Below are 24354 nucleotides of genomic sequence, written 5' to 3'. Positions count from 1 at the left end.
TTACGCCTGCTCTTTGTCTTTTTTCGTTTCAGGTGCAGCTTCTTTTTGTTGCTGCGTCTCTAAACTTTTTGGCTCGAAGTCTGCGTCTTTAGCGTCTTTAGCGTCTTTAGCATTTTTCGCAGCATCTTCGTCATCGCTCATTGCTTTTTTGAAGCCCTTAACGGCACCGCCTAGATCACCACCGATACCACGTAGCTTCTTGGTTCCGAATAGTAATACAACAATTACAGCAATGATTAGAAGTTGCCAAACACTGATACCACCCATTCTTTTTACCTCGGGTCTTTAAACAAAATGTATTTCAAGAGTTTACCGTCTATCGACGATAAGCTCGCCAACTAAACAGCCAGAATGTGACACCTGCAATCCCACAGGCGAACGATAGCTGCTCATAAGCGTTATCCACCAATATTGCCGAGCATACGACTAAAGTGGCGCCAACACCAAATAAAAACTTACCTGTCGCCTGCTGTCGCTTACTTTGACGGTAGCCCTGATAAAGCTGATCCATACGTTGGTTCATCGCCTTACCTTGTTTGAGACTATCATAAAGCAGCTCTGGCAATTCCGGTAACTTCTCCGCCCAAAATGGTGCGCGATCTTTAATGGCATTCACTAAAGCTTGCGGACCGACTTGGTTCATCATCCATTCTTCAAGGAATGGTTTTGCGGTTTCCCACAAATCAAGCTGCGGATAAAGTTGTCTGCCAAGCCCTTCCACGTACAGCAAGGTTTTTTGCAGCAATACCAGTTGAGGTTGAACCTCCATATTGAAACGACGTGCAGTATTGAACAGATTCAATAGCACGTGACCAAAGGAGATTTCACACAGTGGCTTAGCGAAAATTGGCTCACAAACAATGCGAATCGCAAACTCAAATTCGTCAACATTGGTATCTGCCGGCACCCAACCTGAGTCCACGTGCAATTCCGCCACTCGACGATAATCACGATTGAAGAACGCAAGGAAGTTTTCCGCCAGATAACGTTTGTCTTCACTATTAAGTGTACCAACGATCCCACAATCTAACCCAATCCACGTTGGGTTTTCCGGGTGATCAGGTTTAACGAACACATTACCGGGATGCATATCGGCATGAAAGAAGCTGTCTCTGAACACCTGAGTGAAGAACACACTCACGCCGCGTTCAGCTAGCAGTTTCATATTGGTGCCATTTGCTATCAAGCCTTCTATATCAGAAACTTGAAAGCCATATATTCGCTCAGAAACCATGACAGTTTCATTACTGAAGTCAGGAAAAACTTCAGGAACGTATAATTCTTCGCTATCTTCGAAATTTCGACGCAATTGAATCGCGTTAGCCACCTCACGACGCAGGTCGAGTTCATCGAGAAGCGTTTTCTCATATTCACGAACAACTTCGACCGGTTTTAAACGACGTGCTTCAGGCATTGCCCCCGCGACTATACGTGCCATTCGGTGCATCAGTTTTAGATCGGAATCAATAACTGGGCGAATATCCGGACGAATGACCTTTAATACCACTTCTTGGTTAGTGTCTTTTAATCGCGCTGTGTGCACCTGAGCAATAGATGCAGAGGCCAGTGGTTTAATATCAAACTCGGTAAACCAATTTTCGAGCGGTCCACCTAACGCCTTTTCCATTTGCTGTTTCGCCAGTTCACCATCAAATGGGGCAACCTGGTCTTGAAGCAACGCGAGGGGATCAGCGATATGAGGGGGGAATAAGTCACGGCGGGTCGACATCATCTGACCGAACTTGATCCAAACCGGACCCAGCTCTTGTAACGCTAAACGAAGTCGCTCACCTAGAGGCTTCTCTGGGTGTTTATTTTTAATCCAGAACAGGCTTTTGCGCATCCAAAGCGGCGCTTTCGTCAGTTGATGCTCCGGCAACAACTCATCCAGCCCATATTCCAGTTGTACTTTAACGATGTGATATAAGCGCTTTATTTCTGCTGGAGTCATGGTTTCTCCAACGCAGGCTTATCCGCATTTAATTTATCAAGCAGAGCATTCAGACGAGCTTCCACTCGTGATGCCTGACTGCGTACTTCGTCCACTTGATCGCAAAAATGCGCGACTTCGAGCGGCGCTGGCGCGAATTTCCACTCTTCTGTCACCACCTGCGCTAGATGTCGCTGGTGTTTTTCTGCTTGAGAAACGAAAAAGTTACCGACGTTTTTTGAACCCTGCACGACCGTATGGGCTACGACATCTCCAGTCACTCGCGACAGCCATTCTTCAATGTCTGGTTTGCAATCTACCATCAACTGAGAGAATTTTTGTGCCAGTTGAATATCACCTTCCAACTCAAGCTTATCTTGCTTGATAAGACGGGTGATGTTGGCTTGATCTCTCAGTTCTGGCAACACACTCAGGTTGAGAGACAAATAACAGTCAGGATGACCTTCATAGTTACCCAAAACATCAATCTGCTGACTGAAAACAAAGGTCAGCGTCTTATTAATTTCTTTCAGGTGGACTTGAATAACCTGGCCTTTCAGACGTGCTAAACGACGACCCAGAGCAGGATCGTCTTTAATCAGTGTGTTCAGCGACGTTTCAATGACGGCAGTAATAAGAGGTTCAAATGGCATGCCGTTAACCCTTAGAATTTGTAGCCGCGGTGCAGCGCCACAATACCACCCGTTAGGTTGTAGTATTTGGTGTTTTCGAAGCCCGCTTCTTGCATCATGCCTTCCAGAGTGTCTTGATCTGGGTGCATGCGGATAGATTCTGCTAGGTAACGGTAACTTTCCGCATCGTTCGCGACCAGTTCGCCCATTTTTGGCAACAGATGGAACGAGTATGCGTCATAAATTTTCGATAATGGTTCGATGACTGGTTTCGAAAATTCCAGTACCAATAGACGGCCACCCGGCTTAAGAACGCGGAACATCGAACGCAGCGCTTTGTCTTTATCTGTTACGTTACGCAGACAGAAGCTGATAGTAATCACATCAAAATAATCATCTGGGAACGGCAGTTCTTCTGCGTTCGCCTGAACGTAATGCACATTGCCCACAATACCATTATCGCGCAGCTTATCGCGGCCGACATTCAGCATTGAATTGTTGATATCCGCCAGAATCACATGGCCCTGATCGCCGACGATTCGCGAGAATTTTGCTGTCAGGTCACCAGTACCACCGCCAAGATCCAGAATGCGCTGCCCCGGGCGAGCACCACTACAATCGATAGTGAAACGCTTCCACAGACGGTGAACGCCTCCCGACATCAGGTCATTCATGATGTCGTACTTTGCTGCCACGGAGTGAAAAACTTCGGCAACTTTAGTTACTTTTTCTTCTTTCGCCACGGTAGTGAAACCAAAGTGGGTGGTTTCGTTCTCTAATGCATTATTGGATTGCAAGCTTGTGTCCGTCATTCTAATTCCTCTTAGGCAGCACGTTTCACTGCTGGGCGGTTGCTGACAAATAGAGTCGCCCAATGTACTGCGGGCGATTAGTTTACTTTATCCTCAGCCGGATGTCTTTCTACTAACGATTCATTTTCAGAAAATGCTTCACTCTGTGCCAGTTGTGCAAGATCAGAGGAAATTGGGCGCTTAATCTCGACACCAAGTTGCTTGAAGCTTTCAGCCTGTCGAATCACATTACCACGACCTGTGGCAAGTTTATTCATCGCGCCTTGATACGTTTGGTTGGCTTTATCTAGCGCCCCGCCCAAACCTTCCATATCATCAATAAACAAACGTAGTTTGTCGTAAAGTTTGGTTGCTCGCTCTGCAATCAGTTTCGCGTTTTCATTCTGACGTTCATTTCGCCATAAATTATCAATGGTACGTAGCGCCACCAGCAAGGTAGTCGGGCTGACCAAAATGATGTTCCGCTCCATCGCGTCTTTAACCAAACTCGGATCGGCCTGAATGGCGACCTGAAAAGCGGGTTCCACCGGAATAAACATCAAAACGTAGTCGAGGCTTTGGATGCCTTTGAGTTTGTGATAATCCTTCATGCTTAAGCCCTTGATGTGCGCACGCAGCGCAATAAGATGGGCATTCAAAGCTTGGTCTCGCTGTGCATCGGTTTCCGCGTTGAAGTAACGCTCATACGCCACCAAAGCCATTTTCGAGTCGACTACAACTTGCTTATTTTGCGGAAGGTGCACAATCACGTCAGGTTGATAACGCTTACCTGCTTCATTTTGTAGATTCACCTGCGTCTCGTATTCGTGCCCTTCTCTCAGACCAGATTCTGCCAGTACACGGGCGAGAACCACTTCACCCCAGTTACCTTGCTGCTTGTTGTCGCCTTTCAAAGCTTGGGTCAGGTTCACCGCTTCACGCGTCATTTGCTCGTTTAAACGTTGCAGATTTTTTAGCTCATGCACCAGTGTATGACGCTCTTTGGCTTCCTGACTAAAGCTGTCATTAACTTGTTTTTTGAAGCCATCCAATTGCTCCCTTAATGGAGAAAGCAAACCTTCTAAGCTCTGACGGTTTTGCAGATCCACCTTCGCGGTTTTCTCTTCAAACAGCTGGTTGGCAAGATGCTCAAATTGCTGCTTCAAACGTACTTCTGCTTGTTCCAGTATTTGCAGCTTTTCCGCATTCGACTGATTTACTTGCTCATGGCGCGCTTGCTGCTCTCGCAGTTGCGTTTCCAAACGCGATTTTTGCTCACGCATTTTCCCGAGCTCATCGAAATACTGCTGACGCTCTTGTTTGACGGCTTCGAAATAACGAAGCTTTTCCATTGCTGCCATCAACTTGCCGTGTGACTGACGCACTTCAAATGCCGCTTTATCGCGCTCGTCATCCAGTTCATCCAGCTCTTGTTGCGCTTCAGCCAGACGCTGCCCCACTTGCTCAAGCTGTTGTTGGTGAAGCTGTTTTTCAGCAGACAGTTGCTGCTCAAGAAGCTGAGTTTGAGTGATAAAGCGCTGTTTTACCCACCAACCGACCGCCGCTCCGCTGGCTGCAGCGGCACATAGAGTAGAGAGAATGAGAGATTGATGCTCAAGAATCCATTGCATAATAGCGAGTTAGCCTGTGTTTTATATCTATAACAATGGTATTTAGACACTGGATAAATGTCCAGTTTGTTGGATGAAAAATCCTCGCATACACTACCTGCTCAAAATAATATCCTTTGGCTCGCTCAAAATCTTATCGCCGAGCCTTTGAACACGATACAGAGGCATCATGAATGAGCGTCGCGCCCTAGGATTTGGGCTCTCAGCAGTATTACTTTGGTCGACAGTGGCGACCGCATTTAAACTCACATTAGCCGAGTTCACTCCGATTCAGATGCTGTGTATTGCCAGCATCGTTTCTGCCATTGCTCTTATCATCGTATGTGGTGTTCAAGGCAAGTTGAATCAGCTCAGCGATACCTTTCTGTCGAATCCTTGGTATTACCTGCTACTTGGTCTGATTAACCCATTAGCCTACTACCTGATCCTGTTTAAGGCTTATGACTTGCTCCCGGCCTCTCAGGCTCAGGCCATCAACTACAGCTGGGCCATCACGCTGACGCTCATGGCAGCGGTATTTCTCGGGCAGAAAATTCGTAGCAAAGACTGGATTGCTTGCGCGTTTAGCTACCTGGGCGTGATTGTGATTGCCACTCAGGGCAACATATTAGGCATGGATTTTGAAAGCCCGCTTGGCGTTGGTTTAGCTCTGCTCTCTACATTGCTATGGGCAGGATATTGGATTCTCAACACAAAAAACAAAGCGGATCCGGTCGTAGGCGTGTTACTTGGTTTTCTGGTTGCGATTCCTTTTACCGTTGCGTTAAGCATCTATGAAGGACAAAGCTGGAATACTATCTCGATCCAAGGCTGGGCTGCGGTGACCTATGTGGGTCTTTTTGAGATGGGGATTACGTTCGTCCTTTGGCTAAGCGCGCTCAAGTCAACACAGAATACGGCTCGCATCAGTAACCTGATTTTCGCTTCCCCATTCATCTCCCTGATGTTACTGGCGACGATTATTGGTGAAGACATTCATCCCTCTACGCTGATCGGGCTGGTATTGATCATCAGTGGTCTGGTGATTCAGCAAGTCAAGTTTGGCAAAAAAGAGAAAACCGCCAATGCCTCTCACTAACAGACGTTATCAATTCGTATTTTTATGAACTGAAGCGTCTTCTACCGCTTGGAATTATTTTATGGTCGGATACGATACAGCCAAAGCCCAATAGCCATCTCAGCTATATTTTTATAAACACATCGTTGGGCGATTCAGGATACCGTACTAATTATGTTTCGCTTTGATATTCCATCTTCTTCATTAGCAGACTGGCAAGATGCCCTGCAACAGTGCTGTAATGCCAACCATGCACAGGGACAAGTCTACGCCTTCAATGACAACGAACAGTGGCAACACAGTGCGTTGTCGACCGCAGAGCAGAACCATGATGCGATTGTTGCCGAGATTGAGCAGATCACCGCTCAATTTATCCCTTTTCAGTTAGAAACCGTCAACACAGCTTATGAGCAGCAGATCCTCAGCATCTGTCCGGTGTGGCTACCTAACGGTAATTTGTTTGCCGCGATTACGCTGACTTACACAAACGCACAAAGCCATCACGTGCCAGCGTGGCTGAGCGCACTTGCTGGTCGGTTTAGTTTTGATGTGAGCCGACATTACCAACAAGAACAACAACGCCATCTGCGGTATCAGCAAGATCAAAGTCAAATCCCAACATTACAAGAGTTTATCGACTGCCTTGAAGACCATATCTGGATCAAAGGCACCGATGGCCTGTATGCAATGACTAACCGAAGCGTCGAGCAAGCCTGGCAAAAAACCAATCAGGAAATCATTGGTAAAAATGATTTTGACCTTTTCAGCGAACAGCGCGCTGAAAAATTCATTCAAGCTGATATTACAGTGGTTGAAACTGGCAATCAGAATATTGTTGAAGAGTGCCGACAAATCGACTCGAACAATAATCCAACCTGGCTCGAAACCATTAAGTCACCTGTACGCAATCAAGCAGGTGAGCTGATTGGTGTCATGGGCATGACGCGAAACATCACACGTAGAAAAACCATAGAAACCCAACTAACGTTGGCGTCGAAAATCTTCAATAATTCGCAAGAAGGGATGATCATCACCGATCGTGATGCAAACATTATCGATATCAATCCTGCCTTTACGAACATCACAGGGTACAGTGCAGAAGAAGTGATTGGTCATACGCCGAAAATCCTTCACTCTGGACACCACGATAGCAGCTTCTATCTAAATTTATGGTCTGAGCTACAAGTTAAAGGACAGTGGAAAGGCGAGTTCATCAACCGCAAGAAAGATGGCAGCTTTTACCCTCAACTGGCCACCATAAGCGCTGTAATGGACGACAAAGATCAGTTGATCAACTATATCTGTGTGTTTGAAGACATTTCGGTGCGCAAAGCACATGAAGAAAAGCTGCAGCGAATGGCGTTTTATGACCCGTTGACCAATCTGCCAAATCGTACTCATTTACTTGGATTGCTCGAGCAGCACATCGAAACTGGTCAAAAGAGCCAGCAAGGCTTTGCGACCCTTTTCCTGGATATCGATCACTTTAAGCACATCAACGACAGTATGGGGCATTTTTGCGGTGATCAATTGCTGACCAAACTGGCAATACGTCTGCAAGACACCTTGCATCTCAATGCCCATGTCGCACGAATCAGCGGCGACGAATTTGTGATTATTCTTCCAGAGGCGCAAAGTGATGTCGCGCTGTCCAAAACGGTGGACAGCATCTTAGGTGTATTCCATCAACCGTTTAAGCTGACCAGTCACGAATCATTGCGTGTCTCAGCAAGTATCGGTATTGCCCTGTATCCAACCGATGGTCAAGACAGTGAAACACTGCTGAAAAATGCAGATACTGCCATGTACTTAGCGAAAAAGAATGGCCGTAACGGCTACGCTTTTTATTCACCGGATCTGACTCACAAGTCCATTTCCCACGTGCGAATTCAATCAGCGCTGCACGAGGCAATAGAGAAACAGCAACTGCGTTTGGAGTATCAACCCCAATACAACCTGGAGCAGAACTCTATTGTTGGCGTGGAGGCCCTGTTGCGCTGGCAGCACCCTGAATTTGGCTTAGTGTCCCCTGCTGATTTTATTCCAATTGCAGAAAAAACTGGGCTAATTCAAAGCATCGGCGATTGGGTTATCAGGCAGGCTTGTATTCAGGGCCACGCTTGGCGGGAGTCTGGAATTAATTTCGGCAAAATAGCCGTCAATGTATCCGCACTCCAACTGCAGCAATCGAACTTTATCGACCGGCTTCAGGTGATACTTCAAGAGACTGGTTTTTCTGCGCAGCATTTGGATATCGAAATCACCGAAAGCTTTTTGTTGATCGATCCACAACAGGCCATTGCGTCGTTAAATCAACTGCGAGAACTGGGTATTGAAATATCTTTGGATGATTTTGGTACTGGCTATTCCTCGCTTTCTTACCTGAAAGGTCTGCCGATCAACAAATTGAAAATCGACCGTTCATTTGTGAAAGATGTACCGAGTCACAGCGACAGCAATGCCATCGTTAATGCGATCATCGCTATGGGCAAAACCTTATCGCTTAAAGTCGTCGCAGAAGGGATTGAAACTCAAGAACAAGCACAATACCTGTCAGACAAAGGATGTATTTACGGTCAGGGATTTTTATTTAGCCCATCCGTTACTCCCAACAAGCTATTTCTATAGCGGACAACCATTAACAGCAAAAGCCGAGTAAGAAATACTCGGCTTTATAACTGCGTCAGAAATTAAAAATCCAGAGAAAAAGAATATATTTGATAGCGATAGGTAATGGATACATGGTTTTCCACATACCGATAGTCATCACCAGATAGCGCATTGGTAATGAGATCCCCATTAAATACGATGTGATGCTTTTTATATTTAGCCTCAGCATAAATACCAGTTGATAAACCCAGTTTGGAGTGATTAATTTTTCTCACCTTTCCGTAATTGGGGTGCTCTCGATTGGTGATTAAAAACTCGCCGTTATGATCCTGGTATCCCAACCCAGCCCCAACACCGACTCTATATTGCCAGCCCTCAGGTTTTTCTCGCCCAAATTGGTAGTAGATGATAGGAGTAAAATACAGAGATAAACCCTCTATTTTGGTGCCTTTGTTTTTAATAACGCGGTTATAACCGCCACCATCTCCCACAACTTGCTTATCAAATTTAGAGGTAAAAAAGTCAGCCGAAAACGTATAAGACCAGTTTCGGTCTTGCCATATATATTTAGGCTCAGTTCTGAGAGAAATGCTTGGTGAGACATTCAAGCCATCGGTCTGAAATTCAGCCACTTCCATAACACTTTCTCTTTCGCTGATTTCAATGGTTCGGTAACCAAGTGACGCGCCCACAAGAACTTCTAAAGAGGTACCTGAATCACGTTCATGCGCACTTAATGTTCCGCAAAAACACAATGATAGGATGAAGAACATAGACCGCATGATGATTCCGCTACTGGCTAAATCTGAACTTGGGAAACAAACTAAAGCAGGTGATTCCAAAAGACGAGACCATGCATAGCTGATTAGCCATCAACGAGTGACTTATCTATTTATCTGCGAGGCAAATAACATCTTCCGTTTGAAAATTGAGGAGCTGGACGACTGGTGGGGATATAAAGACAAAGGGGTAAAATGCTTCGGCGGCTTGCCAGTTAACGCTTTACGCTCGATCTAAAATCCAAAACAAGTAGAAAATTGCTCAATGCTCATCCTTTGTCAGTAATCTATAATGCCGGATAACTCCGGCATGTTTATGTGCTTTTAGTCACTGAGGGGAGTAAGTTGACCATCTTTCATCAGCCTGCGTTCACAGTGCGAATTTAGCCCATGTGGCTGGTGCGCAACTTCAACCACTAACTTGTCTTGCCAATCTTGGCGAAGACGCTGACGAATAACGGTCTCGGTCTGTTTGTCTAACGCACTGAATGCTTCATCCAACAAATAAACGGGCGTATCGCGCAACCAGGCTCTCGCCAACGCTATCCGCTGCGCTTCTCCACCGCTGAGACGAGTACCATTAAGCCCCAACTCAGTATCTAGCCCATCGGATAATGCAAAGAACATTGGCTCCAAGCAGACTAGCCGTAGTGCTTGCATCAGTTTCTCATCACTATAGTGACCACCTAGAGATAAGTTGTAGCGCAAAGACGCGGGAAAAATCACACTCTGTTGAGGTATATAACTGATTTTCAGCCAAGCTGATTCTCGATTCAAACAGGTAATCGCTTCGCCTTTGAACCGCAACGGAGTCGTCTCGGAAAGATGAATACCAGCCAAGTAGCGCAGCAATGATGTCTTGCCACTTCCACTTTGCCCATGGATGACCAAATGCGTTCCCGCAGGCAGCGACAGCGATAAGTCTTCAAACAGCCAGTCAGCCTCAGGGCTATAACGATGGCTTAAACCTGTGACACTGAGTAGAGCCTCAGAATCAGATCTGGCGTGAGCTTTAGTATCGTCACTAAGTGCTGCTGACGGCTGCGCTTCCAATATAGTCAGAACTCGGTGACAAGCAGGAAACGTCTGAGGCAAGTCCTCAAAAGTCCTCGTCAACGCTAGCACCGGACCGAAAGCGCCCGCATATAAACAAAGCGCCTTTAGCGATAGCGGATCTCCCTGCCACCAAGCCCAGACAATCATGGCAATAAAGCCACTACCAATGATTAAATCTGTCAGCGCATCCTTAATACCATTGCGGACAGCTAAGGTGTTATGTAAGCGTTGAAGCGCTTGTCCTTGTTTGGTTACTTTGCGCTGAAAAAACGCCATCGCTGACCAATTCTGTATTTCATTGAAACCAGATACCACGTCGGTCAGCAAGGTATTCAACAGACCAAATTGATCGCGAATATTCTGCCCTAGCTTCGCGCTGCGACTGAGGTGCCACGCAGGCAACACACCACCGACAATCATTAACAGTAAACACAAGGCGATTGCCGCTGGACCAACTAACCAATACCCGTAAGCAGTCACCAACAGCGACACCACCAGCGCGGAGAGTACTGGAACAATGGTGTGAGCATAGAAGACTTCGATGCGCTCTATGTCCGATACTACCCGTGCGGTGAGGTCACCGGTCGAAAGGTCGTGAATATTGTCCGGCGCTTGCTGTTCTAGCCGCCAATACACTTGATTACGTAAGTCTTCTTGGATACGAAATGCAGCGTTATGCCCTGAAAGTTGCTCGATATATCGACAGATTGCTTTGCCGATACCAATCCAAAGTAACGGCCAAAGCAGTTGTGGCCAAATCGATACGGGTTGTTGGCCAATAAATAATTCTTGCGCGTATTGCCCCGCGACAATGAGGATTGCAATGGTGCCTAACTGATTTAATATCCGACAAAGCAACGACAAACCAAGCGGAGCTAAGTGCGGTTTAGCTAGATTTAATAACTGATTGATCATGCCCAGGCCTCCGATCTTGTTACTTTAGTTACATCGCGCCAACGGCTGACATCTACGACTCGATCAGCCTGAGCAATTAGTCGTGGTGAGTGACTGATCACCAATACGCCGGCCTGCTGCTTGAGCTGATGCAGCGCATCAATCACTTTTTGTTCGGTCACTTCATCCAACTGGCGGGTCGGTTCATCGATTAACATCAGCGCATGATCGGATAAAAATGCTCGAGATAAACCAAGCCGAGCCGCCTGCCCGCCAGAGATATGCTTTCCGCCTTCACCCGGATGCAATGACAGTGTGTCTGAGTGCTCTAGCCATTCATCCAGCGCACTCTGTTTTAGCGCATCACGCATCTCATCTTGTGTAGCACTGGATGCCGCCATACGACAGTTATCGTCCAGCGTCTGATGAAACACATACGGCATCTGCTGTAAGTAACCAATCGGCTGATGGGTAATCACACCTGCATCGGGCATCAACTGACCACGGATCAGTTTGAACAAGGTGGATTTGCCGCAACCGCTTGGCCCCTGCAGCACCACCAGTTCACCTTTGTATACGGTTAAATCGACACCCTGCAATAGTTTTTCTTGCTGAGGATAACCATAAGCCAAACCGCGAACATCAAGAACAACGGCATGATTTTGCTGTGTAAGATGGTGGGATTCATTTTCGTCCAAAGACAAGATGTGTTGTACGTCAGCCTGCACTTCTCGGCCCAGCGCACCGGCAAAGAAGAACGCTCCCATTAAAGACAATGGACGTATCAGCTCGACACTGGCCAAAATGATAAAAGCTGCCGATGCTGCGTCGAGAATACCCAATTGATAACGCGTAATCGCCAACAATGACGCAGCGACTATCGTGCCCAGAGAAAACAACAGGTCGACCAATAAGATCACCAGTTGATTGGTTTTGAGGAGCGACATGGTAGAACGTCGTAAGGCCTCACCATGCTGTTCAATTTCCGCTCCCCAAATTTTGGAATACTGGTACAGCTTTAACACGGGAAGGCCGTGCAAGCTCTGAGTAAACAACTCCGTCAGCAGAGCCAAGTTGTGCTTATAGGTCGCACTGACACTGGCAAAACGTTTAAACACCAACATTAAAATGGCTGGAATTAGAGGGATCATTAACAGCAAGATAAAGCCAGCAAATGGGTCTATGAATGCAATAAATAGACACACTAGCAAAGGGCCAAGCAGACCGATAAAAAACTGAGGGACAAACAGACCCCAATATAGGTCCAGTACTTCCACGCCTTCACCAAGCAGGTAATTGAGCTTCCCACGCAGCTCTGGTGTCATTTGGGCTGGCTTTAAAGCGGCCAATTTATCAAGCAGTTGCTCACGTATTGACCGCTTCACTTGCTGCGCCGTTTTTGCCCCCAAGTAACGATGGAAAATAATCACACCAAAGCGTAACGCTAATAAAGTCACACTCGCCAATAGCACCTGTAGAACAATCGGTTCAAAGTTGTCACTGAACACTCGGCTCACCAACCAATATTGACCGACTAAACCAAGAATAACCAACACGCCACTGCTGACAGAACCCAAAAGCCAAGGTTTTGCGGATTGAGGAATCTTACCTATCATTTATTTTCCTCAACTGGATCAACGCGCGTCTTGTAGCGCAAAATAATGTAGGTTTCGATAAGCGCAATCACCAGCAATGTAATTTGTGCAGATGGTCGTTCACCGAGCAACCAAACGACGGTCGCCAGTATCGAGCACCACACCACTATCAGTACTCGCACCTTTTCTTTTATGGTTAGGCCAAGATTTTCTTTAATGTTTCTCAGCGTTGGACCGAGCAAACGGCTGGCGAGCAACCACGACTGAAAACGAGGCGAACTGACACTAAAGCAATAGAGCGCAAGTAACGCAAAAGGAACGGTAGGCAGTAACGGAATAAACACACCAACCATACCCAGCCCTGTCGCACTGACCCCTATAGTTAAAAAGGCATATCTTTTAATCATGTTCCAATTCATTCTGTAGATTATCTGTAGTAATGAAGGGCTGAATTTCACTGCGCTTTGGCCAGTACGGCTTTACGCTATTGTTATCGAAAAAATGCGAGGTTGCCCTCGCAATAATTAAGCGGGTTGTAGCTGCTTCTCTTCCTCGGTATGGCCTTCCGTCTGATGCACTGCGTGTTGAAGGTTCTCATCCAGACGAAACGCCTGACCGAATCCTTTTACGTAGTTACCTGAGCGTGGTGCAAAACGGTAGAAGCTAAAATCTTTCATGCCACACAACTGCTCGACGATCTCGCCGTACTTTTGCTGCATTTGTTGCTTAAGCGGTGAGGCTTCCTCGCTGTGCTTATCAATACAAACGACATCGCAGTCTATGACCAGTCGCTCACGAGCAAACAAGTGACGCGCCTTATCTTCTGATTCAACTAACATCAGCGACGCTCTCGGCGTTTGTTGCAGATTACGAGCATGCTTCGAGACAGTACTCAATAACATGACGAAGTCGTTGCCTTGACGAACAAACGGAGCGTAACTCGCCAATGGTATGCCTTGTGAATCTACGGTTCCCAGTTGGGCGGTTGAGAATTGCTGAATAAACCCCTGAATTTTTTCAGGTAAACGTTCTAGCTGCTCTTTTCGGTACGACATACAGTTCCTTTCATAATGGTAGTTATTCCACCAATTCAATTTTGTTCAGTGTGGTGGCCACTTGTTGTAATACATTGCGAATAGTGCGGTTGGTCGCTTGATAATAAGCACCCGGGCTGGCACAGGATTTCATCGACGGTGAGCGGTTGTTGAAATCCACCGCGATGATTTCTATTCCTTTTCGCTTCATCTCTCGACATAACATCACTTGTTTTCGATCGCGTACTTCTCGATCAATCAAGTGGTCACCATCAGTAAACAGCACCATGACTTTCTTATTACTTTTCAAACCGTAATCTCGTGGCAGTTCACCCTTGGTTTTATCCCACTCACCACGCCATTCTGGAGACAGTAATCGCCATGCCCACATCACACCTTCAGCGTTATTTGTGTTCATTTCCGGATATAGCGTTTCTAAACCATGCACAAACTCACGATAATTGGACATGTATGACTGAACACTGCTAACACCACAGTCAAGTGTGTCAAACAGCGCATGCATGTGCTTCCACTCTGGGTTATACGGTGAGTTCTTAGTTGGAATATAGGAATGCAACGGCATGCCATTTTTGTAAGTCGCGCCTAGTGGTGGCTTCTTGTGAGTTTCGAGATAGAAGCGAATGTTTTGCTGCTTAGGGCCGAGCTCCAAACTGCGTATCCAGCTTGGGTTTAACATTCCAGGGCTGGTTAAATCCGACTGAATCTCGGGCAACTGCATGCACATCGCTTCACGCCAACGCCCCGGCACCGATGGACTCAGCAGGTTTTTCCAACCCTGCTCTTTTGCCAAAGTGCGTAATGAGCGGGGAATCGCTATCGCACCAGGTTTAAGAAAATTAGGACGCCAACCGACATTAACCAATCCAGTTGCCGGTACGATGCTGATGGTTTTACTCAGATTTCGTCTTTCTTCGGCGTATAAGATGTCAGCAAAATCCCGTAATCCGTCCATCGCCTGAGTCATTGGAGCCCCCTCCATCGAACCAGAAACATCCAACATGATGACAATTTCTAGTGTCATCTGGTGTAATCGGGAGGTAGCCTGGTGACGAATAATCAAGTCTTCGGTCACTAACTCTTCATTGAGTACTAACTCACTCGCCTTAACTTTTCCGGTCACTGTCGCTGTGGTGAAGTCATCACGCTTATCTAACCTCGATTGAGGTGCCGATAATCCCGTAGCATCGTCGCTAACGTTAGCGTTCAACAGTTGGTTGGCATCTTGATCTGCGCTTACGCTATCAGACGAAGAGTACAACACGGCATCCGCTAGCATAGATAACCGGCTGTCTGTGGTACTGGTGACGACCACTAACAGCACAAAACTAAAGAAGGTCAGCATACCGGCTAGAAATATCGCCGCCGACACCGACACCACGCCAACCTGATGGCGACGAGACACAGAATATGTAGATAGCGCCATCATCAGTTCGTTTCCCTGATCATATGAGAGTGGAAGCGACCATTTGGCCATAGTTTCCAGATTGCGTTACTACTAACACTGTCGTCAGGCTGGAAGCAGATCGCGACTTCTACTAAGCTACCGACGTCAAAATCAGGCCATTTTCCACTCAACATACAAGCAGAACTCACCATCACTGGCGTGGTTTCCTTAGTCGCTGCATTGTGCATTGCGATAGACAAACTCACGTTGCCTTTGGCAATGTTCGAGAGTTGCTGCTCGGCAAAACCACTAAAATATGGGAGCTGGGCAATATTATTTTCAATCGTCAACGTCCGGCGATTGCCCACCATTTCAAGAATGTTGTAGTTAAGGTTCACCAAGCGTTGCTCCACACGGAGGATGGTCAGAATTTCTGACGCCGCAACAATCACGGTCAGCAACATCGGCAAGATCAGAGCAACTTCCATACTGACACTGCCTTGTAAACGACGTTTACGCGCGGAAAAAATCGGGTATCGAAACATAGTTAATCGAACAACAAGTCCTGTGAAGCAATCAAAGTGCTAGTAAACACCAAGGGTTCTGGATATAGCGTGGCTAAAGGGCTGATTTCCATTTGTGTCGAGAGCGTCGCGGTCACCTGAAAAACCGGGTCTCTCGGGCGAAAGAACGCGCTGGCCTCTACTTCTTCCTGCTCTTTCCCCACTCGAAGCATCTCTTCCAACGAGTCATAACGAATGATGCTGACCTCGACCTGGTCGATAAAACCGTAGCTGTTGTCATCGAGCATTTGTTTGATAACAGAGGGATTCAACGGTTTAACGCGCCAGTCTTCTGCTAACAGCACCCGCAATGAGCTACGCATCGCGTGTTCCAATAATCCGTATTGCAAATGAACACGGGTAATATCAAAAAAGGCTAACAACACCGCTAAGACCGCAGGAAATAGCAGTGCGGTTTCTAAACTGATGACACCTCGCTGACGAGAACGACACCGACTCATTGGGCATTCCGCATCGCCGTCAAACGCGCGTTGAGGATAGCTAGATCGCGCTCAACTTCGCTCGCGGGTAAATGACGAGTAAGTAACGCTCGCGCTTGGTCTTCATTACCTTCTGCCAGTAACAACAGCGCGAAATTCAGCTCTACCTGCGGAGGTAACTGCTGATACGCCAAGAGCGGAGAAAATGTTGTTCGAGCTCTCTCGACCTGATTGTCATGCAGATAGCTGATCGCCAAGTTAGAACGAAAATGAGGGTTATCTGGTGAGAGGATCATCGCTTGTTGTAACGCCGTTCGTGCTTGTAAGGCATCACTGCCCAACAATGCGATACCAAGGCCGTTATGCAGCTGCGCTTCAACCTGTGGACCGTCCGCTTTCGGTAGCCCTAACTTATACACCTCGATAGCTTCGGTCACACGACTGTTGCTAAGCAAGTAGCGGCCAAGATACATGCACGCTTGCGCAGAGACAGGCTCCGGATTCGCGCACACATAACGCAGTTTCGCCATCGCGGTTTCTTTCTTGTCCTGACGGTACTGACTACGAGCCAACATCATTTGGTAAGTGAGATTATCTGGTGAGAGCTCGAGCAACTTAAGATACTGCTGCTCCGCTTTACCATACTGACCATAATTGAATGCTGCTTCGGCTAGTGCTTGAGTATTATTTTCAGTCTGCTTTTTCACTTTGCTCGCCGTCGCGCAGCCTAATAGCAGAGGGCTTAGACAGACCAACAACAGCCATTTGGTCGGGTTTGTCGTCATCATTTTAAACTCTCCAATAACAAGTTCATGGTCGGTGCGACGATCAGCACCATCAATGGCAACATAATGAAAGCCATTTGAATCAGCGTAATGCGTCCCGGCAACTTACCAGCTTGCTCCTGCAACGTCATTTTGCGTAGTTGTCTGGCATCGGCGCTGATGGTGCGCATGGTTTCCGCTAAAGGAGAGCCATATCGCTCGGCCATCGCTAGCGTACTGGCGAGACGTTCTACCTCTTTCAGCCCCGTGCGCCACGCCAGCTTTTTCAGACACTGTGCAGACTCTCCCCGCACCTGAATCTCTGCGTGAGTGCGCAATAACTGTCGCGCCAACATCGGCTCAACATCGAGCAAATACAGACCGACTTTCTCCAATGCACGCTCCAGCGACAGCCCGGCTTCCACACTGATCACCATCAAGTCGATGGCGTCAGGCACGACTTGCTGCTGCTTCTGTTGAGCCTGATTGGCTTGGCGGCGCAACCAGTATTCCGGTAAGTTTGACCCCAGCACATAACCGATTAACGTCATCATTAGGGTGTATGCATCGAGCAGTTCTCCAGATACCGCCTGCCAAATCAGAGCAGCACTCGCACTAAACAAACCGAGCAAAAGCTTGGCGCCGCGCACCGAATTTAAGGCAGTCGAAGACGCAATACCGGCATGCTCCAGCATTTGCTGTAAGCGCTGTTTCTCTTTGTCAGAAGTGGGATACAACACACCTAACCCGGCGAGAAATGACGATGACGAAGCCTCAATCACAGCATTATCATTACCAGGGTTTAAGTAACGCTTACACTGCGCCTGCCAACAACTTTGAGACTGCTGTGACAAGAACAACCACAGCAACACAGACATCAACACCACACCCGCTACCAACAGAGCGACAAGCGAGGTTGAAGAAACGAACCATTGCCCCATGAATTATCCCTTTAGCTGAGTCATACGGCGGATCAGGTACAACCCACCCAAAATGCTGCCCACGACATAGGCCATGACGATTTGCCCACCATTCGACGTCATCAGAAAATCAAAATGCTCGCGTCCAGTGGTAAACAGCACCAGACACACCAAAACTGGCAGTGCAGCGAGGACTTTGGCAGAGTTGCGCGACTCGGACGTAATGCTTTGAATACTGGCATTAAGCTCCGCGCGCGATCTCAAGGTATGCCCTAGTCGCTCCAGCACTCCGGTTAAACGGCCACCCGTTTCCTGCTGTAGGCTAAGAACGATGGTCAGAAAGCGAAACTCAGTTATCGGCATACGCTGCGCGGCATTTTTCATCACTTCGTCCAGCGTCTGGCCGACCTTCAACTCATCATGCATGTTGTCAAACAAGCGAGCAGTCACGCCCTGATGTTGCTGGGCCATCTCATGAAACACATCCGCCATCGGTGCACCAACGCGCAACGCGCGGATTAAGCCATCAATGACATCCGGTAGTTCATCGCGAAACTGGTCTTTGGCTTTCTGCTGCAATTGTTGATAGGCGAACCACACCACCAGTAATGCCGTACTCAAGCTGAGCGGCAGTGACACGTACCAGTCCATACCGTTAAAACAAAGTACTGTCGGTGCTAGCAAAATGGACGCAACCAAACCAAGCTGCCACTGCTTTAATTTGGCTGGGCTGACAAAAGTTTGCAGGTTTTGATACCAGGTCCAGTGACACCAGAATGGTTGGCGCTGGTCGGCGTCAGTATCCAGGTTCAACAAGGTGTAGCGCTTAAGCTGACCTTGCCAATGTTCCTGACGTTGGATGGTGAGCCAGACCAGCCTGCCTGCAACCAACCAGAAAACAATCAAGACAATCAGTAGGTTCACGAAGACTTCTCCACGCACTGACGCAATGCATCTTCCTTGGCGAAATGAGCCGCTTTTTCAAGCAAAGCAGAGGAAACGGACTGAGCGCTAAATCGACCATAGATATGCTGCTGTTCAGCACGAATAAGCTCAAAACGGAACACTGGACTGAGTTCGATTTGTTCACCGTTTATTCCAACCACTTCGCTGATGGCGGTGATCCGGCGACGCCCGTCGCGCATACGTTCAAGTTGCACTACTAAATCAATCGCACTCACGATCTGGCTGCGAATAATATGGTCGGACAAACGTTCTCCGCCCATTTGCAGCATATTGGTTAAGCGCACAATCGCATCTTGTGGATTGTTGGCGTGCAAAGTACACAGCGATCCGTCGTGACCGGTATTCATCGCTTGCAACATATCGAATGCTTCTGCGCCACGAACTTCACCCAGTACAATTCTATCCGGACGCATACGTAGGGCGTTTTTCACCAGATCGCGCACCGTCACTTCGCCATTACCTTCAGTACTGGCATTACGGGTTTCAAGCGGCACCCAATGGGGCTGCGCCAAGGACAGTTCGGCAGCGTCTTCTATGGTCAGAATACGTTCGTCTTCGCTGATGTGCCGACTCAGCGCATTCAACAAGGTCGTTTTACCCGAGCCTGTACCACCAGAGATTAAGATGTTGCAGCGACAATAGGTCGCCAACGCGAGAAACTCCGCCATTTGCTCGGACAGGCTGTCGTTGTCGATCAGATTCGACAGCATCAACTTACTCGCAGGGAACTTACGGATCGAGATGCAGGTCCCATGTAACGCTAAAGGTGGCGCAATGACGTTGACCCGACTGCCGTCTTTTAGTCGCGCATCCACCATCGGATTGGATTCATCTACCCGACGGCCGATCGCGTTTACAATCCGCTGGGCAACGTTGAGTACATGTTTGGCATCACGAAAGCGAATATCGGTTTTTTCTAACTTGCCACGTCGTTCGACGTAAATCGTTTCAGGACCATTAACCAAGATATCGGAGACTTCTGGGTCTTCGAGCAAAGGTTGAATAGGCCCGATACCGACCATTTCATCGACCAATTGCAAACCTAAGACCGCCAATTCCTGACGGTTATAGGGCAACATCTTCCGCCCTGAAATGACGTTGAGTGCGTCTTTGACACGCGGCAGCAGCTCATCACGGGATAAGCTCGCGGCGATCGATGGGTCGACCAGTTCGTAAAATGCGCTTTTGGCGTCATCCGTCATCGAAAGCAGTTCGTGGCTGCGGGTCTTGTGGGTTAACACATCTTGCTTAAACATCGACTTACCCTTTCTGCTCCGCCGAAGCGGCACCCAACACTTGCCCTAATTGATGAATTTTTTTGCTGAACTTCGAACGCTCAGCCAACAGCGGTTTGCCTTCTCTTTCCGCTTTATCAAACGCTTTGGCGTCAAACGGCAGTTCAACGCTCAATTCAAGTCCCAGCGCTTTGGTGATTTCTTGCTTAGGTACTCGGCCTTTGGCATGACGGCACAAGTTGCCGACCAAGATTTGTCGCTGGTGTTTCAGCGGTGTATTGGCGCGCAGCTTTGCCAGATAACGGAAGCTATTCAGGCTGTAGTCGGTGACGAAAATGCAGTTATCTGCCTGTTCTACAATTGCAGGCATCGCTGGGTGGTTAAGATTTGGCACATCCACAATAACCGTCGCGTAGTGCTCAGCCAGCGCTTGGATTGTCTTTGCCGGCTGCTGTACATCATCGTGCGGCAGCTGGCTGTCCTGACCGTAAAACAGATGCATATGCTTTGTCAGTTGCTGGCTACTGTGCGCCAGCAAGGTTTCGTCGATACGCTCAGCATCAGCAATGATGTGCTCCAAATGTGGGTCATAATCAGCGCCCAATAGGATCGGGTGTTGGCTGTGGAACAGGTCAAAATCCACCAAGGCAACAAACTGATGTTGTTTCTCGGCTAAGAAGTAACCCAGGTTGGCTGCGATGGTGCTCGCGCCGCACCCACCAGTGCTTCCCAACACACAAATAACGCGCCCATGACGCAATGGCTTAGTCACTTGGTGCCCTTGAAGGTGCAGTAAGCTCAGTCGGATCGCGTCGGCATTTAGCGGTGTAGTATGGTAATCGTTCACACCCGCGAACATTAGGCTTCGGTATAATGAAACTTCTTGTTTTTTACCTAATACGATCAGCTTCATCTGCGGTGGACAATACTCCGCCAGCTTACGCAGCGCAGCTTCCAATCCCAGACAGTCACCACCATCAACGATAAGTAAATCAGGCGCTCCCTGTTTGACGCACCAAAGTCTTGCGGCTTCGATATCGCCTTTTTTCACCTGAATATCTTGCGTAGTTAAATCGCTTTTTAGGCTCTCAAGGACTAGTTGACTCTGGCTATCGAGAACAAACGCGACAACATTAAATACTCTTTCAGTCACGATTTACTCTCCTGTCACCGGCTGTCTTTCTGCCGATTTAAGTTGGTTATTAAACAAACGTTGTACCGCCCCTGTTGTCAGAGCACTGTTGTGCTCCTGATACTCTTCTCCATGGTGCCAGGTCGATTTGTTAACCACACTCAGGTAATGATTACGTAGCTGCTGGCAGGGGTACGCTGAAATAGGTAGAGACTGACGGTTGTATCGACACGTGTTTGGCTTTAACACCACTTCAAGCTCAGCAACAATCTGACTCTGCTTGTCCGAGTGGTAAGTCATCTCCACTGGTAATTGCAGATAGGTCATCAACTGATTACGCAGATTTTTCTGGGATTGCAGATCCAAATCACCGCCTTGTAACACGAGACGAATCTGTCCCTTTTCTTCACGCTTGTTCACCTGGCTAAGAATGTTTTTCAGGTCTAGCTCAATGTTGGCAGTGGTTGTCGTAAAAGAGGTTTTGTCCTGAAAGGTTGCATGCGTTCCTGTTTGATACGGACGCTGACAACCGACCACCAGAAAAAGGGTCAATGTGGTCAAAGCTAATTTCGCGAATTTCATCATCATCCTTAATAGTTGTATCCATAGTTACCAAACAAACGCTGGTTATCATCGTGGTCATCACCCATGTCGCGTAAGAACAAACGCTCAAATCGATTCGCAGGACGGAAGCGATCTAATGGCGTGGTCAATTCACTTGGGTCGCTGGTTGGCTCGACTAAATGTGCTGTCGCGATAATCACTAACTCGCTTTCCGAGTTTTTAAAGCTGTTGCTGCTGAAAAGCGGTGCAAGGAAAGGAATTTCTCCAAGAAACGGCAGCGCCTCGATTTTGTGGTCTTGATAGGTTCTCACCAGACCTGCCAGCGCAAAGCTCTGACCGTCTGCCAATTCAATCGTTGTGGTGGCACGGCGGCTTTCAATACCTGGAACTTCGACACCCGCAATAGAAACGCTGTGCTCGCGGCTCAAAGTAGAAACTTCGGGAGCAACCGTGAGACTGATCTGTTTATTACTCAAGACTGTAGGCGTCAGCTCTAATGAAATACCAAAGCGTTTAAACTCAATACTCACACCGTCATCACTGTTGTCGACGGGAAAAGGAAACTCACCACCAGACATAAAGGTCGCCGCCTCGCCAGACTTAGCCGTCAGATTCGGCTCAGCGAGAACGTTTACTAAACTGTCTTCAACTAATGCATCGATGATGACATTAAGACCATGCTGACCGGGGCCTGATGGCAGATTATTGGTTGGGAACTTATTACCAGGCGTTACACCCAGTGCCGTCTGTAACGTGTCCCATGTACCCCAGCGCATATTACCGATAGAGCTCCAACGCAAACCAAGTTGTTCGCTGGTCGAGCGCTCCATTTCAACAATACGCACGGAAATATTCACTTGAGCGCTACCCGCGGTTTTAAGCTGGTTAACAACCAAAGGGTAGACGCCCATGCCACCACCCGGTTTTGCCATACCTTCACCGCGACCAGAGCTACTGCTACTTTCGCTTGTTGGCGCAGCTAAGGTTTGTTCGTCTACCTCTTGTAGCCCTTTGGCAAACCCAGATGCCATGCTCAGGATCTCATGTGCCTGAAGTGCATTGGCCACTTCACCCATAGCAACGATCGCTCCCTTACTATGAACAAACGTCACTTGAGCATCGGGGAACGCGTGTTGTACGGCTCGTTCCAGTTGAGACAGATCAGCAGCAACCACAACCTTGTAATGCGCGAGTGTGCGAGCATTGTCTCCAAGTACCAGAATGTCGGTTTCTCCTAACGCTTTACCAGAGACCATCACGTGACGGTTGGAAGGTGCGTGAACCACGACTAAGTTGGGGTCAGAAACAAAAATATCTTTCACATCATCATTCACCGTAATCAAACGGTTTTGATTGATAGTAAGGTTAAAGGTATGACTTGCTGCTACCGCCCACGGAGAGATAGACAAAACCAGCGATACGCAAAGTATAAAATTTCGAAGCAAGGACATGATTTATCTCGTTGTGCTCTTTTCTTGAGTGCGGATATCTTCACCACTGAAAATGCGAATGGTGTGCTCAGGTTTACGATCCGGATGATGGTTATCCGACAACTGCTCATCCCAGAGCGTAGCTATGGTTGTTGTTGTCATAGACTGTTCGTCCTGTTGATAACCACGCAGGATAAGAGATAAATCCCCCAACGTTTTTGCTAGCAGTAAACGTTGCGCCCCTTCTGGAGTAACCTCAAAGGTAATCGGTAAGGTGTCACCACCAGCCATCGACATGTCACTTTCATTTTGATGTTTTGGGCCGCTCACAATATCTGTCAGAGTGTTATTGATCGCGAGCAGGCGCGTATTTTCTAGAATCACGCTGGTTGCACGCTTGGTGATTTCCCCAAAGCCCTTTTCTGAGGTGTGCTCGTTCTCACTGGTTAAGACGACATCAACGTAATTACCCGGCCTTAGTAGGTCATAATTCATTCCTGCTAAGCTCATCTCCAGAGTAACCGCTCGCATGCCTGGCGAGAGCATCGCGGACATATATTGGTTCTGCTCTGGGCGAATAATGTCTGATACCGCAAGTGGTTGATTCGCGGTCAAACGGCGGGTTAATAAGCTGCCTTTCAACACATCAGGTTTGATAAAACCTTCAAGAAACACGTCGTTAAGTTGCGTGTTGCTATCAGATGGCATTGGCGCCCAGCGAAAATCTTCCGCTCTCAACAAGGCACCCGCTTGAATGCCGTATTTCGCGACTAAGATTCTTGGTACGACAGCCTTTTCTTCTAACGCCACTTCGACTGGCTTATCTGGTTGGGTTGGAGTTGTACTCAACCATGCCACCACCAGCATTGCGACCAAGGTCGCTCCTCCGAGTAGCACAAAAATTAACTTTTTCATGATGGGTATAA

The 24354-nt window shown here is 47.8% G+C and carries 23 protein-coding genes; 2 read left to right on the top strand and 21 right to left on the bottom strand.

The window, feature by feature from the left end:
- From tatA to rmuC, 5 genes are all read right to left on the bottom strand, one after another.
- Nucleotides 1–267, bottom strand: coding sequence for a Sec-independent protein translocase subunit TatA (gene tatA, locus VEJY3_RS00495; protein ID WP_014230501.1), 267 nt, complete (start codon nt 265–267; stop codon nt 1–3).
- Nucleotides 268–316: 49 nt separating this feature from the next.
- Entirely contained in the window at nt 317–1951 is a 1635-nt protein-coding gene (ubiB, locus tag VEJY3_RS00490) for a ubiquinone biosynthesis regulatory protein kinase UbiB (protein ID WP_014230500.1), read from the bottom strand.
- A complete protein-coding gene (locus VEJY3_RS00485; protein WP_014230499.1) occupies nt 1948–2583 on the bottom strand; it encodes an SCP2 domain-containing protein in 636 nt (211 codons plus the stop codon). Before VEJY3_RS00485 ends, ubiB begins: the two co-directional genes overlap by 4 nt.
- Before the next feature lie 11 nt (nt 2584–2594).
- A complete protein-coding gene (gene ubiE, locus VEJY3_RS00480; protein WP_014230498.1) occupies nt 2595–3374 on the bottom strand; it encodes a bifunctional demethylmenaquinone methyltransferase/2-methoxy-6-polyprenyl-1,4-benzoquinol methylase UbiE in 780 nt (259 codons plus the stop codon).
- A 77-nt stretch (nt 3375–3451) separates the two neighbouring features.
- Nucleotides 3452–4984 carry a DNA recombination protein RmuC gene (rmuC, locus tag VEJY3_RS00475; RefSeq protein WP_014230497.1) on the bottom strand — a complete coding sequence of 511 codons (1533 nt, stop codon included), beginning with the start codon at nt 4982–4984 and terminating at the stop codon, nt 3452–3454.
- 169 nt (nt 4985–5153) lie between these two features.
- Here rmuC and VEJY3_RS00470 point away from each other — a divergent pair, with 169 nt between their 5' ends.
- Together VEJY3_RS00470 and VEJY3_RS00465 are read left to right on the top strand one after the other, a co-directional pair.
- On the top strand, nt 5154–6062 hold the full coding sequence (locus tag VEJY3_RS00470) for a DMT family transporter (protein ID WP_014230496.1): 909 nt from the start codon (nt 5154–5156) through the stop codon (nt 6060–6062).
- Nucleotides 6063–6215: 153 nt separating this feature from the next.
- Nucleotides 6216–8669: a bifunctional diguanylate cyclase/phosphodiesterase gene (locus VEJY3_RS00465; protein WP_014230495.1), complete on the top strand. Its 2454-nt coding sequence runs from the start codon at nt 6216–6218 to the stop codon at nt 8667–8669.
- Between the two features lie 62 nt (nt 8670–8731).
- Here VEJY3_RS00465 and VEJY3_RS00460 read toward each other — a convergent pair whose 3' ends face one another.
- The 16 genes from VEJY3_RS00460 to cpaB form a co-directional block, all read right to left on the bottom strand.
- On the bottom strand, nt 8732–9493 hold the full coding sequence (locus VEJY3_RS00460) for a hypothetical protein (protein ID WP_237708168.1): 762 nt from the start codon (nt 9491–9493) through the stop codon (nt 8732–8734).
- Nucleotides 9494–9754: 261 nt separating this feature from the next.
- Nucleotides 9755–11401 carry an amino acid ABC transporter ATP-binding/permease protein gene (locus VEJY3_RS00455; RefSeq protein ID WP_014230493.1) on the bottom strand — a complete coding sequence of 549 codons (1647 nt, stop codon included), beginning with the start codon at nt 11399–11401 and terminating at the stop codon, nt 9755–9757.
- The gene (locus VEJY3_RS00450; RefSeq protein WP_014230492.1) at nt 11398–12996 is read right to left on the bottom strand and encodes an ABC transporter ATP-binding protein/permease; all 1599 of its coding nucleotides are present in this window, start codon (nt 12994–12996) and stop codon (nt 11398–11400) included. Before VEJY3_RS00450 ends, VEJY3_RS00455 begins: the two co-directional genes overlap by 4 nt.
- On the bottom strand, nt 12993–13382 hold the full coding sequence (locus tag VEJY3_RS00445; protein WP_014230491.1) for a YbaN family protein: 390 nt from the start codon (nt 13380–13382) through the stop codon (nt 12993–12995). The genes VEJY3_RS00450 and VEJY3_RS00445 overlap by 4 nt, the downstream gene beginning before the upstream one ends.
- Nucleotides 13383–13499: 117 nt before the next feature.
- Entirely contained in the window at nt 13500–14030 is a 531-nt protein-coding gene (locus VEJY3_RS00440) for a HugZ family protein (protein ID WP_014230490.1), read from the bottom strand.
- A gap of 22 nt (nt 14031–14052) precedes the next feature.
- Nucleotides 14053–15456, bottom strand: a complete 1404-nt coding sequence (locus VEJY3_RS00435) for a pilus assembly protein TadG (protein ID WP_014230489.1) — start codon at nt 15454–15456, stop codon at nt 14053–14055.
- On the bottom strand, nt 15456–15959 hold the full coding sequence (locus VEJY3_RS00430; protein WP_014230488.1) for a hypothetical protein: 504 nt from the start codon (nt 15957–15959) through the stop codon (nt 15456–15458). The genes VEJY3_RS00435 and VEJY3_RS00430 overlap by 1 nt, the downstream gene beginning before the upstream one ends.
- 2 nt (nt 15960–15961) lie before the next feature.
- A complete protein-coding gene (locus VEJY3_RS00425) occupies nt 15962–16438 on the bottom strand; it encodes a TadE/TadG family type IV pilus assembly protein (protein WP_014230487.1) in 477 nt (158 codons plus the stop codon).
- Nucleotides 16435–17205 carry a tetratricopeptide repeat protein gene (locus tag VEJY3_RS00420; RefSeq protein ID WP_014230486.1) on the bottom strand — a complete coding sequence of 257 codons (771 nt, stop codon included), beginning with the start codon at nt 17203–17205 and terminating at the stop codon, nt 16435–16437. The genes VEJY3_RS00425 and VEJY3_RS00420 overlap by 4 nt, the downstream gene beginning before the upstream one ends.
- Nucleotides 17202–18122, bottom strand: coding sequence for a type II secretion system F family protein (locus tag VEJY3_RS00415; RefSeq protein WP_014230485.1), 921 nt, complete (start codon nt 18120–18122; stop codon nt 17202–17204). The genes VEJY3_RS00420 and VEJY3_RS00415 overlap by 4 nt, the downstream gene beginning before the upstream one ends.
- Before the next feature lie 3 nt (nt 18123–18125).
- Nucleotides 18126–19043 (bottom strand): type II secretion system F family protein, encoded by a 918-nt coding sequence (locus VEJY3_RS00410; protein ID WP_237708167.1) that lies wholly within the window; start codon nt 19041–19043, stop codon nt 18126–18128.
- The gene (locus VEJY3_RS00405; RefSeq protein WP_014230483.1) at nt 19022–20323 is read right to left on the bottom strand and encodes a CpaF family protein; all 1302 of its coding nucleotides are present in this window, start codon (nt 20321–20323) and stop codon (nt 19022–19024) included. Before VEJY3_RS00405 ends, VEJY3_RS00410 begins: the two co-directional genes overlap by 22 nt.
- A gap of 4 nt (nt 20324–20327) precedes the next feature.
- On the bottom strand, nt 20328–21455 hold the full coding sequence (locus tag VEJY3_RS00400) for an AAA family ATPase (RefSeq protein ID WP_014230482.1): 1128 nt from the start codon (nt 21453–21455) through the stop codon (nt 20328–20330).
- Between the two features lie 3 nt (nt 21456–21458).
- On the bottom strand, nt 21459–22016 hold the full coding sequence (locus tag VEJY3_RS00395; RefSeq protein ID WP_014230481.1) for a hypothetical protein: 558 nt from the start codon (nt 22014–22016) through the stop codon (nt 21459–21461).
- An 8-nt stretch (nt 22017–22024) separates the two neighbouring features.
- On the bottom strand, nt 22025–23449 hold the full coding sequence (locus VEJY3_RS00390) for a type II and III secretion system protein family protein (protein ID WP_014230480.1): 1425 nt from the start codon (nt 23447–23449) through the stop codon (nt 22025–22027).
- A gap of 3 nt (nt 23450–23452) precedes the next feature.
- Entirely contained in the window at nt 23453–24343 is an 891-nt protein-coding gene (cpaB, locus tag VEJY3_RS00385) for a Flp pilus assembly protein CpaB (protein ID WP_076633422.1), read from the bottom strand.
- Nucleotides 24344–24354 lie beyond the last annotated feature (11 nt).

This window comes from Vibrio sp. EJY3 (genome assembly GCF_000241385.1).
GTDB lineage: Bacteria > Pseudomonadota > Gammaproteobacteria > Enterobacterales > Vibrionaceae > Vibrio > Vibrio natriegens.
The sequence above is the reverse complement of the archived record's forward strand: the minus strand, read 5'-3'. Positions and strand labels throughout refer to the sequence as shown.